Annotated in this window: 13 protein-coding genes; all 13 read left to right on the forward strand. The window is 40.8% G+C overall.

Annotated elements, in window-relative coordinates; genetic code table 11:
• Positions 1 to 11 precede the first annotated feature (11 nt).
• The 13 genes from KFE17_02670 (at position 12) to KFE17_02730 (ending at position 12,950) form a co-directional block, all read left to right on the forward strand.
• Positions 12 to 1,670, forward strand: coding sequence for a polysaccharide biosynthesis protein (locus KFE17_02670; GenBank protein QUO32674.1), 1,659 nt, complete (start codon positions 12 to 14; stop codon positions 1,668 to 1,670).
• A gap of 12 nt (positions 1,671 to 1,682) precedes the next feature.
• On the forward strand, positions 1,683 to 2,516 hold the full coding sequence (locus tag KFE17_02675) for a pyridoxamine kinase (GenBank protein ID QUO32675.1): 834 nt from the start codon (positions 1,683 to 1,685) through the stop codon (positions 2,514 to 2,516).
• Between the two features lie 67 nt (positions 2,517 to 2,583).
• Positions 2,584 to 2,943: a hypothetical protein gene (locus tag KFE17_02680; protein QUO32676.1), complete on the forward strand. Its 360-nt coding sequence runs from the start codon at positions 2,584 to 2,586 to the stop codon at positions 2,941 to 2,943.
• 115 nt (positions 2,944 to 3,058) lie between these two features.
• Entirely contained in the window at positions 3,059 to 3,286 is a 228-nt protein-coding gene (locus KFE17_02685; protein QUO32677.1) for a DUF896 domain-containing protein, read from the forward strand.
• Positions 3,287 to 3,305: 19 nt separating this feature from the next.
• Positions 3,306 to 3,482 carry a DUF4250 domain-containing protein gene (locus KFE17_02690; GenBank protein QUO32678.1) on the forward strand — a complete coding sequence of 59 codons (177 nt, stop codon included), beginning with the start codon at positions 3,306 to 3,308 and terminating at the stop codon, positions 3,480 to 3,482.
• A gap of 51 nt (positions 3,483 to 3,533) precedes the next feature.
• Entirely contained in the window at positions 3,534 to 5,009 is a 1,476-nt protein-coding gene (gene miaB / locus KFE17_02695; protein ID QUO32679.1) for a tRNA (N6-isopentenyl adenosine(37)-C2)-methylthiotransferase MiaB, read from the forward strand.
• Positions 5,010 to 5,084: 75 nt separating this feature from the next.
• Positions 5,085 to 5,501, forward strand: coding sequence for a hypothetical protein (locus KFE17_02700; protein QUO32680.1), 417 nt, complete (start codon positions 5,085 to 5,087; stop codon positions 5,499 to 5,501).
• 271 nt (positions 5,502 to 5,772) lie between these two features.
• Positions 5,773 to 6,537, forward strand: a complete 765-nt coding sequence (locus KFE17_02705) for a protein phosphatase 2C domain-containing protein (protein ID QUO32681.1) — start codon at positions 5,773 to 5,775, stop codon at positions 6,535 to 6,537.
• A 59-nt stretch (positions 6,538 to 6,596) separates the two neighbouring features.
• Positions 6,597 to 7,634, forward strand: a complete 1,038-nt coding sequence (locus KFE17_02710) for a hypothetical protein (protein ID QUO32682.1) — start codon at positions 6,597 to 6,599, stop codon at positions 7,632 to 7,634.
• A gap of 31 nt (positions 7,635 to 7,665) precedes the next feature.
• Positions 7,666 to 9,129, forward strand: a complete 1,464-nt coding sequence (locus KFE17_02715; GenBank protein QUO32683.1) for a hypothetical protein — start codon at positions 7,666 to 7,668, stop codon at positions 9,127 to 9,129.
• A gap of 107 nt (positions 9,130 to 9,236) precedes the next feature.
• Entirely contained in the window at positions 9,237 to 9,944 is a 708-nt protein-coding gene (locus KFE17_02720) for a VWA domain-containing protein (protein QUO32684.1), read from the forward strand.
• A gap of 22 nt (positions 9,945 to 9,966) precedes the next feature.
• Positions 9,967 to 11,442 carry a protein phosphatase 2C domain-containing protein gene (locus tag KFE17_02725; GenBank protein QUO32685.1) on the forward strand — a complete coding sequence of 492 codons (1,476 nt, stop codon included), beginning with the start codon at positions 9,967 to 9,969 and terminating at the stop codon, positions 11,440 to 11,442.
• A gap of 44 nt (positions 11,443 to 11,486) precedes the next feature.
• Positions 11,487 to 12,950, forward strand: a complete 1,464-nt coding sequence (locus KFE17_02730; GenBank protein ID QUO32686.1) for a protein kinase — start codon at positions 11,487 to 11,489, stop codon at positions 12,948 to 12,950.
• The last annotated feature ends 81 nt before the right edge of the window (positions 12,951 to 13,031 follow it).

The raw sequence follows: 13,031 nt of genomic DNA on the forward strand, positions 1-13,031 counted from the left end.
GGGGTAGTTTCATGGGAAATCGAAAGAAAAAAGAAGGCAGCGGAAGCTTTTTGGCACAGGGAGCAATCCTTGCAGCGGCCGGAATTATTGTAAAATTAATTAGTTTATTATATCGCGTTCCAATTACGAATATTCTGGGAGACGAAGGGCAGGGGTACTATAGTATCGCATTTGAGATTTACGCATTAGCGTTGCTTCTGACGTCTTACAGTATGCCGCTTGCGGTATCCAAACTTGTCTCAGCGCGAGTTGCTAAGGGAGAGCGAAAGAATTCATGGAGACTCTTTCAGACGGCGCTTCTCTTGTCGGTAATTGTTGGCGGAATTGCAGCCTGTATATTTTATTTTGGAGCAGATTTTATTGCTGCCAATATATTAACATCGCCATACAGTGCATATCCGCTTAGATTTTTGGCGCCGGGACTTTTTGTCGTAGCAATTCTTGCATCATTCCGCGGATACTTCCAGGGACTTGGAACAATGATCCCGACGGCAGTATCACAGGTACTTGAGCAGGTTGTGAATGCCATTGCAGCAATTATCGGTGCAACTGCATTTTTGAAAATCGGCGCCGGAATTGCTAAGAGAGAAAATGTAAAAGCGCTGAAGGCAGCTTACGGTGCAGCAGGAGCAACGCTTGGTCCGGTGCTCGGTGCGGCTACAGCACTTATGTTTCTTCTGATCATTTTCTGGGGATATCGAAAGACGATCCGGAGACAGCTTTTGCGGGACGGTTCTAAAAAACAGGAGAGTTATGGCGAAATTGTAAAAATTCTCGTTCTAACCTGCGCACCTGTTTTGCTGAGTACTGCGGTATATAATATCAGTCAGTCTTTAGATGCGGCAATTTTTACAAAAATCATGTCTGTGCAAGGTGTGGCACGAAAAGAATATATGGAATATTGGGGAATGTTCAGCGGTAAGTATAATGTATGGATCAACGTACCGCTGGCAATGGCAAATGCGCTTGGCGCATCTATGATTCCAAGTATGACAGGAGCTGTAACGACCGGAAATAAGCGATTGATCCATACAAAGATTACGCTTGTTGTTCGTTCGGCAATGTTGATTGCAATCCCAAGTTTTGTAGGACTGACAGTAATGGGAGGACCGATCCTTTCACTACTTTACAGCGGAAATGTGGAAGTGCCTACAAAGATGATGCATATTGGAGCGATTAGTATTGTATTTTTCTGCTTGTCTACCGTAACAAATGCAGTTCTTCAGGGCATTAATAAAATGACGGTACCTGTGCGGAACGCATCTATCTCGCTGGCAATCCATCTTGTGTGTCTTGTCATCATGATGGTGATGTTTAAATGGGGAATTTATTCTGTGATTGTCGGTAACATTATTTTCTCCCTGTCCATGTGTATTTTAAATGCGATGTCAATCTACGAAGCGATCGGATATCGTCAGGAAGTGCGGAAAAGCTTTTTACTTCCGCTGGAAGCGGCAGCGATTATGGGAGTTGTTACATTCCTTGTATACAAATTGCTGTCATTTGTGATAGGATCTAACTTTGCAACAATTTTGTCGCTTTTTGTGGCGGTGTTGGTATATGGAATTAGCTTACTGAAACTTGGCGGACTGACGGAAACAGATATGCGTACGCTTCCGAAAGGGCCGCAGCTCATAAAGATCTGTCGCCGTTTTCATTTATTCAGATAAGGGAGAGTAGTTATGAAACCAGTCAAAAGAGTAGCGCTGCTTCACGATCTGTGTGCAGTGGGAAAGGCAGCGCTTACGAATATGATGCCGATACTTAGTGTGATGGGCATAGAAGCCTGTCCAATCCCGACGATGCTGCTCTCTACCCATACCGGAGGGTATGGAAAGCCAGCGGTTACGAAAACGGAAAATGCGTATCTGCATGACTGTGCGAGACATTTCCGGGAACAGCAAATAAGGTTCGACGGAATTTTTGTCGGTTATCTTGGGAGCAGGGAGATTATTTCTGCCTGTGAAGCATTTCTTGAATATTTTCCGGAGGTTCCGGTGATTTTTGATCCGATTATGGGAGATAATGGGAGTTATTACAGCAATTTTGACAGCAGTTATTGTGAAGAAATGAAGCGGCTTCTAAAACGCTCCGACATTATCATTCCGAATCTGACGGAAGCCTGTCTTCTCTGCCAGACGCCATATTGTGAAGAAATGGGCGCGGATCAACTTCGTGAACTTTGTCAGGAGCTCTGTGTACAGATGAAACCGGAAGGGAAGGTGATTTTGACAAGTGCGCCGGCTCCGGACGGTAAGAAAGCAGTAACATTGTATCAGAATCAAACAGCAGAACAGTTCTTCTTTCCTTCTTGCGGAGGACATTATCACGGAACCGGAGATGTGTTTGACGGTGTATTTACTGCAGCATGGATGCAGGGAAAAGAAATCTCGGAGTGTGTGCGGATGGCGCATGAATTTACAGCATGTTGTATTCAGACAAGCAGCCGGTATGTGTATCCGGAGAGGGACGGACTGCTTCTGGAGACTTGTCTGCCGGCGCTTTTTGAAAAATAATTTTTCAGTTTCACAAGTATACGAAAAAAATAAATGCCAATACTATCAGTAAAAAGGAGAGATTGTAATGAAATCCAGATATAGTATTGGCATTTTTATTGCAGCATCCGTCATGATTGCAGGAATCATGCTGCTTTATCAAGATAGCTATCAGCGAACAGAAAAACGGTATCTTTCAGAACAGGAGACAAAGTTAAAGGAAGAAACTGTCCAGACGGAGGGGACAGCCAAGATCGGTTCAGAATATTATCTGGCAGAAGAAAATGGTTATGTCATTGTATATCTGGCAGATCAAAAGACAGTATTTGAGCGAACAAGTATTCCGCTGTCAGGTCTTCCGAAGAAACTTCAAAAAGAGATTCGAGAGAAAAAGAAAATCAGAGATATGAAAACTTTGTACGGATTTCTGGAAAATTACTCCAGCTAGTACGGTGCAGCGTTTTCTAACATAAATACAAAAGATAAACGTCAGCAGTGGACAATTGGAGTGGAATCCTGTACAATGAGAAACGGTAGAAAATACGAAAGAGAGGATGATATACATGGACGAGGCAAAAATTGCGCGAATCAATGAATTATATAGAAAATCAAAAGCAGAAGGATTAACAAAAGAAGAAGCGAAGGAGCAGCAGGTGCTCCGCCAGGAATATATTGAGGCGATCCGCAGAAACCTGAGAGGACAGCTCAACAATATTTCTATCCAGAATCCAGATGGAACGGTTACAGATCTGGGCAAAAAATACGGCAATAAAAATAAACTCACATCATAAATTTTAGGGAGGAAACATCATGTTGCCAAAAAAAGATCCTGTGATGCTGCTAAGCGCAGTGAATATGAAGCTGAGAGATGTGTATCCGTCATTGGAAGAATTGTGCCGTGCAATGGATGAAGATGCGGCAGAAATTCAGCGAATCCTTGACGGAATCGATTATAAATATGATGCAGACAGCAATCGTTTTGTTTAGGCAGGCGGTGCAGTACTTTTATGAATGAAGATAAGAAGGAGAGAAATACATATGCCAGAGTACCATAGAAATACAGAAGAAGAAATGGATGTTCTTCTGGAGAAAATTGATCTGAGTCAGCCGGCGCCGACAGAAGAACCAATGAGACAGTATTATTTTATTAAAAAGGCAAAAGAGTATGTAAAGAAAGCAGAAGAAGCAGCAGGGCGTCCGTTGACGGCATGCATCACTACGTTTGGATGCCAGATGAATGCAAGAGATTCAGAAAAACTGGCAGGAATTCTTGAACAGATTGGGTATCAGGAAACAGAGGATGAAGAACACGCTGATTTTGTCATTTTTAATACATGTACCGTTCGGGAAAATGCGAATATGAGAGTGTACGGACGGCTTGGACAGTTAAATCATGCAAAAAAGCAAAATCCACATATGATGATTGCCCTTTGCGGCTGCATGATGCAGGAGCCGGAAGTTGTAGAAAAACTGAAAAAGAGCTATCGGTTTGTAGATCTGATTTTCGGCACACATAATATTTATAAATTTGCAGAGTTGATTGCAACAAGATTTGAATCTGAGCGGATGGTCATTGATATCTGGAAAGATACCGATAAAATTGTAGAAGATCTTCCGACTGAGCGAAAGTATTCGTTCAAGTCCGGTGTGAATATTATGTTCGGATGCAACAATTTCTGCAGTTATTGTATTGTACCGTATGTGCGCGGACGGGAGCGGAGCCGTGATCCGAAAGATATTATCCGGGAAATTGAAAAGCTTGTATCGGACGGTGTTGTAGAAGTAATGCTTCTTGGACAAAATGTAAATTCTTACGGAAAGACATTGGAGCATCCAATCAGTTTCGCACAGCTTTTGACAGAAATCGAAAAGATTGAAGGACTGGAACGTATTCGTTTTATGACGTCTCATCCGAAAGATTTGTCAGATGAGCTGATTGAAGTCATGAAACATTCCAAAAAGATCTGCCGTCATCTCCACCTTCCGGTTCAGTCCGGAAGCAGTCGGATTCTGCAAAAAATGAATCGCCGTTATACAAAAGAGAGTTATCTGGAGCTTGTAAGAAAAATTAAAGAAGCAATTCCGGACATTTCGCTGACAACAGATATCATCGTAGGATTTCCGGGAGAAACGGAAGAAGATTTTGAAGAAACAATGGACGTAGTCAGAAAAGTAAGATACGATAGTGCATTTACATTTATCTATTCAAAACGTACCGGAACACCTGCAGCGATTATGGAAGATCAGGTGCCGGAAGAGATTGTGAAAGAACGGTTTGACCGTTTGCTTGCAGAAGTACAGAAGATTTCGGCAGAAGTATGTGCGATCCACAGCGGTACGGTTCAGAAAGTTTTGGTAGAATCTGTTAATGCACATGATCCTTCCCTTGTGACAGGACGTTTAAGCAATAACATACTTGTGCATTTTCCGGGAAATGAAGAGTTGATCGGAACACTTGTAGATGTCAGATTAAATGAATGTAAAGGATTTTATTATATCGGAGAAGCGATTTAAGATTCCTGTTATAAATTCAGAAAAAAATGCCAACACTATAGAGAGAATATCTCATAGTGGGGGCATTTTTTTGTTATGAAACGATTCAGTGAATACTTATTTTTATTTACCCTCGGAGGGTGCATTTATTATTCTTTTGAAATTCTGTTTCGAGGGTTTTCACATTGGAGCATGTTTTTACTTGGCGGACTGTGTTTTCTCTTCTGTACCTGGCAGGGACTTCTGTTTGCCTGGCGAGAGCCTCTCTGGAAGCAGGTAATTTATTGTACTGTCTTTGTAACAGCAATGGAATTTTTAACCGGGATCTTGGTGAATAAGCTGTGCGGATGGGCAGTGTGGGATTATAGCGACCAGCCGCTTCAGCTCTTCGGACAGATTTGTGTACCATTTATGATTATTTTTGCGGGATTATGTACCTGCGGTATTTTTCTTGGAGCATATTTGTTGTATGCGGTCTATCGGGAGGAAAAACCGACATGGCATGTGTTATAGAAGCAGTTTGTTGTTGTAAATCAGTTTAAAATCAACCGTAGATATAATGTAAAATCAACTTGAGATTGGTATAATTGACATATATAAAAATTCGATGTTCAACGGGAAGCATTTCATCTACTGATGGATACTGGGCAATGCGATTCGGAAAAGGAAAAAAATGAAAATCCCCCATTATTTTTCGGTGTAAAGTATAGATAACTTAGAAATCCGCAAGTTGCAAGAGTGTGGGAACGGCGGAGAAATCTATATGATTGAAAGGGGAGAAAACATGTATCAGAGAATTTGTATTACAGCGGTTACCGATCAGGGCAGCAGAAAAGAAAATCAAGATAACTTTCAAATTGACACAAAAGTACCTTATATTAGAGAAGATTATGCAGATGCAGTGGAAATGATGGAAGCTGATGAGAAAATCCATTTTGCCTGTGTCTGCGATGGAATTGGAGGAGAAACACTTGGACGGCTGGCAGCGCTTAGCGTACTGGAGATGACTGCGACTTGTTTAAAAAATCAGACTTCTGAAGAAGAGCTTGCTGGTTTCGTAGAAAAAACTATGGATCATATTGCCAGGAAACTGGCACAGGTATATGAAAAGCTCAAGGAACAGGGAGGAACGACCATCGCAATGTTTGCCTGGAAGCAGGAACAGTTTTGGGCAGTGAACATAGGAGACAGTCCGATCTATCAGATTGGTGAAGATCGTATTACAGAATTAAGTGAAGCACATACGCTTGCAGGATACAAATTATCGGTCGATATCGTACCGGAAAAAGGCGATGAGCATATACTTTTGAACTATATTGGAAAGAAAGAACTATCAGGAAGCGAGATGATGCACACTTTTAAGGGAACGCTGCATCTGGGAGATAAATTTTTCCTTTGCTCCGATGGAATTTCAAAGTGTTTTGACTGTGAGAAGATTTATCAGACTGTGAAGGAAAAGGGGGCTGACAGTGTTGCTGAATTGACAGAGCAGGCTGCAAAGGCTGAAAATTCCGATAATTGCACTGCTATGCTGATTGTCGCAGAATAGTAATTGATATCAGAAACTAGTATTAGTTTGAATAAAGGAACAGATGAGGAGGGATGAGCATGGACAGGGAAAAGCAGTTGACTACGAAGATTTTCGATGTGCAGATCAGTCGATGTGAGGATATACAGGAATTTACAGATATGTATGAGGAACATAAATCCCAGTTTGGATCATGGGAATGCTTTCTTGCACCATATATCAAAAAGAGCGGTTATACCAAAAAGGAAATTGCTGCATTTTGCGGTGTCAATGAAAAAACCGGTCGAAATTTCTTAAAAAGGATTCCGTCTAAACGAGACAATGTGATCAAACTTGGAATGGTATTTGGCATGACGCGTGAAGAGATTGATTATATGCTTATGCATGAAGCCAGATTTCATAAGCTATATCCAAAGTCTTATGAGGACGCAATCTGGATTCATATGATCGAGCATAACGGTTGGGAAAAAGACGTGCCGATTCCGGTAGTATATGATGCCTATCAGAAGCGGTATCAGGATTTATATAAGGCCTATCAGAAAAGAAATGACATTCAGGCGCCTCTGGAGACACAGATCGCACTGTGGAAATTAAAAGATACGGTGGAATTTGATCAGGCAATGAAAGAGATCATTCCTTCCATCACAGACGGATACAGAAAGTTGATTGATTTTATTGAGCAGCAGATGCGAAAGATGGATACATGTATTTCAAAATTTGACTTTCAGAATGATAAAAACAGTGTCAGTCAGATTTATTACCGGGAGATCAAAAATATCCGGGAGGAGCAGAAAATCCCATCCAGAATTTTTCTGATTGCCCTCGGAATCCACATGAATCTTAATGTGGAGAAGATCAATGAATTATTGGATTATGCAGGAATGATGCCTCTGTACAGCAAAGACGTTCTGGAATGTCGCTTGATTTTTTATCTGGAGAATCTGTATCTTTGTCATCCGTCCTACTTCGTGTTATCAGAAGAGATGTGCGATCTGATGGAAGCAGAGGATCATCTCGAAGAAGATGATCTGGTCCAGTATATATATAACCGTCTGGAAGAAGAAGAGATTCGTGCCGGAGAAGATCATATGTTGGAGAAGATGATGAAATTATTGTAGCAGATACAAAAGTCAAAGGAGAATGAGAGTCATGTTATATGATGAATTGGAAAAATTAGGATATATGAAACCGAATGAGAGATATTATCTGGTGTTTCATACAAGTATCTTAAATTTTTCTCAGATTATGCTGGATAAGATTGCGAATGAACTGCCCTATAAGTGGCTTCTTCCGGAAAATATATTTTATGAATTAACACTGTTAAAGCGTTCGAAGATGTTCGGGAAAAAGGCAGAACAAGTATTGAATCTTGCGAAAAAAAAGGATGCATTTAATGCGGATGGAAGTCCCAGACTGTGCTGTAATCTGGAGGATTTTTATGCACCGCAAAATGAAATCACACAGCTTGCAGAGAGATATACCTCGCTATGGTTATCTGCTCCAAATGTAAACTATATATTTATTTTCGGAAGCCAGCTAAAATTAAAAGAATTTCTTACATACGCAGCAGACAAGAAAAATTATTTCGTCTTTTTCCATAACCGCTGGTCGCAAGATGGATATTCATCAGAGGATAGCATTACATCTGTTGCAACAGCAAAGAATTGGATCTCGCTTCTGGATTGTGAGCGGTTTGCGAAAAATGTCATAGAAGAAAAACGTATTTTGAAAAAGCTGGACACGGAGGCTATGCTTACAGCGCGAAATGCGGACGACGGATTTCTCAGATATTATCATATGTCAGAAGACATTAACAGTGGTGGAGAGGGGAGGCTTTTCACAGCGGCAGAGGATCAGAATGTGCTCTTAAAGCTATATAAAGAAAAGCTGAGCGCCAATCATTTGAAAAAGATTAAGCATTTGATTAAATTTAGTACAATGAATCATCTGGAGACTTATTTGAAATATGTTATGTTTCCAAAAGAGCTATTGTATGTAGAAGATGAACCGGTCGGTATTGGAATCACAAAAGTCATAGGATGCAGTTTGACGGATACGATTGTAGATCCGGATGCAGAAGCTGATCTGGTAAAAGTAATTCAAGATTTGGCATTAATACTTCTGGAATTAAATCTGTGCCATATCCAAATCGCAGATTTAGACATGGATAATCTGATGTTGGATACTCACAGCAATGTCTATTTGATTGATACAGACAGTTTTCAATATATGCATTATGGTTCAGGAGTTCTGATCAGACCGGATTACAGGCACAAAGATCTCGTCAATAAAAATACCATTTTATATTTGCCGATGCATCAGGATTTTGCTTTCTGTGTGCTGTTGTTTAAGCTTCTCGTATGTGGGACAAGTTCTCCCCTTTATCAAAAAGCAGCGATTGAAGCCGCAGAGCAAAAACAGCTATTTTGGGGAGACAATTTTGAATTTCCTTATGTGGAAAATGCTTCGGAAAATCCAAATGTGAATCAATATCACAACAGACGATGGAAAGATCTTCCGGAGAGACTCCAGCGTGCTTTCGCAGAGGCATTTCATTTCCGGCGTACCTTCAGTATCGGACATTTAATGAAAATCTTTGATGAAGAAGTATAGTAGTATTATTTGCGGAAAGCATTGTGCATAAAGTGTTTGAAAAGATATGAATAAAAATAGGTGTTTCACAAACGCCTGTCAATAAACAGAAGAAAGAGGGAAAAGATATGGGATGGAATGTAGAAGCTAAAAATTATGGGCCATCAAAGCGTATGCCGATCGGGATTGTGTGTGATATCAGCAGTTCTATGGAGGATGTAAGAGAGATACTGAATTGCTCTTTGAAAGAACTTTATAACATCGTAAGAGAGACGAAAAAGCTGGAAAAAAGTGTGGATCTGCTTGTCATTTTTTATAATGGGGAAGCAGAAGTCCGGGTGAATCTTGAGCCAGTGGAATCTATTGATCCTAATCGGTTAAGAATTGACCGGGTGACAGGCTATACAGATACAGGAAAAGCTTTATTAAAAGCATTGGAGTTGTTAAATCAGAAGAAAAATGAATACAAATCAAAGATGATAGAGTATTGGCAACCAAACTTATTTTTGATTACAGACGGATATCCATGTGCATGGATGGGAGCGCCGGATGAGGAATACAGGAAAATTATGCGTTCTTATCAGGCTGCTGCCGAAGAAATCCACCGCCTGACAGACAATAGAAAACTGCAGTTTGCTGCGGCCGGTATCCAAAGAAATTCAAGATCAGAAACGTCAGCAAATATCCCGAAATTGCGGGAGTTAAGCGCTAATGTGGTATGTATTTCTGAAGATATTTCCGGAATGAAGACGATCAAAGACTTTATTAAACTAATCGGCGCTACTATGGTAAACAGAGAGACAGAGATTGTAGATCTGATTCATCAAATAATGTAGAGAGTATGAGGTGAACAGAGCAATGAAAATTTTACGATTTCTCCGAAAAGGGATCGCACATGAAGAATCCGGGACGGAATGTCAGGATGCGGCTGCATACATGCAGTACGAAGAGGATCTTGCAGTTCTGGTAATTTCTGATGGCGCAAGCCAGGCCGGATATGCTCGGATCGGAGCAGAGTGTAATGTACATGCAGTTTTAGAACTGTTTCGTCAGATATCTGTGGAAGAATTTTTGGCAAAGACAGAAGCAGAACAAAAGCAAATGATTTTGGGGCAGTGTCTTCGTGAAATTGCAGGAAAAGCGGATAATGTGCAGTGTTATGATCTGCGTCAGTTTTCTGCGACACTGGTATTTGCAGTGATCACAAAGGATCTGGTGCTCACAGGACATTTGGGCGACGGCGCAATTTATATGACAAATGCAAAACATCAGAGTTGCTTTTCATCAGAACCCGAGAATATCCAGGTGTCTTACCGTACCTATTTCACTGTCAGTAAGGACGCCTATGAGCATCTATTTCTTCAGACAGTCAAAAGAGACGAACTTCATCCGGCTATGGTTGTCATGATGTCAGATGGTCCACAGCTGATGTTTAAAGACAGAGGCTTTGGAAGACCGGAAGAAACGGCAGAGGAGATGTCTCCGTTTCTTGTAAAAGGACAAGTAACGTCGGATGAAGATCTGGGAGAGCTTTTAGACGCCATGACAGAACTGGAATCTGAGAAAATGGATGATTGGTCAATGTTGGCGGCAATACTTGAGGAGCAGGAACCTGAACCGGAGTCCGTAGTACCATGTGCAGAAGAACAGATGAAAGAACATGAAGAATTAAAAGAGGGAAAAAGAGAAGCTGTTCAAGAACAGAAGGAACCTGAAAAAGAGACACAGGAGAAACTGTTCCGGGAGAAAGCGTCTCAGGAAGGCTCTATTCAGAAAGAAACACCGAAGAAAGAACGCCGGGAAGACAGGACAGAAGCGGCAAAACATGTGATCGCAGTTTCGGAAGCGCTGTATAAACATTATCGAACGACAATTGAAGATCCACAGGTGTTGGAAAAAATTCTGAAATATAATCACAAAGAATATCGGATCCTTAACAGAATATACAAAAGGAAGGATACATATGAATATACTGCACGCTGTGGAGCGGATCGCTATTATATTGTAATGATCCTAATGGATCGATATTTACAAAAATATCCGAAAACAGACTGGAAGAACCGACATGAGTTGGAAACACAACGCATTAGAGAAACATTTGCAGCATTAAAGGAAGAAAATTTGAGGCAGAATAAGGAAACAGAATTAGATTTCTTAGAAGTCAGAATTAAGAACACAGACTGGGTATGGATGTTTTTGTTGATAGAAAAGAATACCGTTGTTCCAAAATCGATGCAGAACAGTTTTTCCATCGAGAGAGAACAGAGATGTATGTCAATCGAAGAAATATTTGTACATATGGAGAAAATTTTTAAAAATATGCTTAATCTGTAAGAAAAATGGAATGCTGCCGTCTGTGCAGCAGAATGGAGCACAGTATGACAAGAGAAAAAATCAGTGAGATTTTAAAACAATATATAACCCCGGCGCTTGCCTTAGGGGATAAACTCGGGCAAGGTGCAATGGGAGAAGTGTATGACATAAAAGGACATTCCTGTGATGCGATTTTGAAAGTGATTGACATTGAAGCGGCATTAGAAGAGCTACTGAAGGACATCAGCGGCTCTATCAGAGAAGTTGTATATCAGGATTATTACAAAAGGCTTTTAGAAAATACAAGAAAAGAAGTAAATTTCTTAAAGGAGCTACAGGGATGTGAGGGAATTACGAAACTGATCGCTGCATATGAGTTGGATGCTCCCCAAAAGTGTTTTTTTATTCTTCAGGAAAAATATCAGGAACTGGATATGTTTATCAGTACACAGAATCTGACACAGGGACTTTTGATTCAAATGGCGACAGATATCCTGGAAACATTGGTGATCTTAGAGAAAAAACAGGTTTTGCACCGTGATATCAAACCTGCCAATATTTTTATTAAATGGGAATACGGCGCACCTAAATTTGTTCTTGGAGATTTCGGGCTTGCACGGACGGTATTATTTAAGGACGGGGAGGTAACAATATGTGGTACTCCGGCATTTATGGCGCCGGAATTGGAGCGTGGAATGATCCACGGTTATAACAGTGATATTTTCAGTCTGGGTGCGAGTCTGTTCTATATTATGACACAGGGCGACCTGCCGCAGAGATTTCATATGCGAAATAAAACTCCATGTATCGAACAGGGTTCCAAAGAATTCCGGAATATTATCCTTAAGGCAATCAGGGTGGATCCGCGGGATCGATATCAGCACCCGTCTGAAATGCTTCAGGCACTCCGCTCTTTATCGAATGCAGAGTATACGAGACCGATTATCTATAATAGATATGTATCTTTGGCCAAACAGGCAATTCTGGACGGAGATCTCAAAACGGCGCAGCAAATTGCTGTGAAGGGATGCCATAACTGCAACAGTGCGAAAGAAGCGACGGCATGTTTTCGTATTTATATGTACATCAAAATGAAAATAGAAAATGATTATGATCGGTTTCCGGAAAGTGAAGTGGTTCGCTTGAAAAAAATAGCAGACCGTGGTGATGCAGTGGCACAATATCTCTATGGATTATATTTATTTGATACGAGGAGAGAAACAGATGGCATCGCATACATGCATCAATCGGCAGAAAACGGCTGTGAAATAGGCGGGTATGTCTACGGAAGAATGCTTTGTCAGGGGTTTGTAAAACCGCCGGTAAACATTGCAGTGGACAGAGTGCATGGTATCAAGTATTTAGAGCATGCTGCGTTAAAGGGTTATATTCCGGCTATCCGGTATTTAAAGAGACTAAAAGAACAGCATTTGGACTACGTTCCGGATCGCGAAATTCAATCGCTGCTTCAAGTTGAGATTTTCCATTATGATGAACTGAAGCAAATGTATATGATACCATTTCTATAATTGGGAAAGCAAAACGATATGTATTAGAGCGATTCGGTTTAGAAAATGACAGCACAGTAAAATTCAAGAAAGGATATTTTT

This window comes from Faecalicatena sp. Marseille-Q4148 (genome assembly GCA_018228665.1).
Classification (GTDB): Bacteria; Bacillota; Clostridia; order Lachnospirales; family Lachnospiraceae; genus UBA9414.

Coding starts and splice junctions, on each gene's coding strand:
- KFE17_02670 (QUO32674.1), top strand. CDS start 12: ATGGGAAATCGAAAGAAAAAAGAAGGCAGCGGAAGCTTTTTGGCACAG.
- KFE17_02675 (QUO32675.1), top strand. CDS start 1,683: ATGAAACCAGTCAAAAGAGTAGCGCTGCTTCACGATCTGTGTGCAGTG.
- KFE17_02680 (QUO32676.1), top strand. CDS start 2,584: ATGAAATCCAGATATAGTATTGGCATTTTTATTGCAGCATCCGTCATG.
- KFE17_02685 (QUO32677.1), top strand. CDS start 3,059: ATGGACGAGGCAAAAATTGCGCGAATCAATGAATTATATAGAAAATCA.
- KFE17_02690 (QUO32678.1), top strand. CDS start 3,306: ATGTTGCCAAAAAAAGATCCTGTGATGCTGCTAAGCGCAGTGAATATG.
- miaB (QUO32679.1), top strand. CDS start 3,534: ATGCCAGAGTACCATAGAAATACAGAAGAAGAAATGGATGTTCTTCTG.
- KFE17_02700 (QUO32680.1), top strand. CDS start 5,085: ATGAAACGATTCAGTGAATACTTATTTTTATTTACCCTCGGAGGGTGC.
- KFE17_02705 (QUO32681.1), top strand. CDS start 5,773: ATGTATCAGAGAATTTGTATTACAGCGGTTACCGATCAGGGCAGCAGA.
- KFE17_02710 (QUO32682.1), top strand. CDS start 6,597: ATGGACAGGGAAAAGCAGTTGACTACGAAGATTTTCGATGTGCAGATC.
- KFE17_02715 (QUO32683.1), top strand. CDS start 7,666: ATGTTATATGATGAATTGGAAAAATTAGGATATATGAAACCGAATGAG.
- KFE17_02720 (QUO32684.1), top strand. CDS start 9,237: ATGGGATGGAATGTAGAAGCTAAAAATTATGGGCCATCAAAGCGTATG.
- KFE17_02725 (QUO32685.1), top strand. CDS start 9,967: ATGAAAATTTTACGATTTCTCCGAAAAGGGATCGCACATGAAGAATCC.
- KFE17_02730 (QUO32686.1), top strand. CDS start 11,487: ATGACAAGAGAAAAAATCAGTGAGATTTTAAAACAATATATAACCCCG.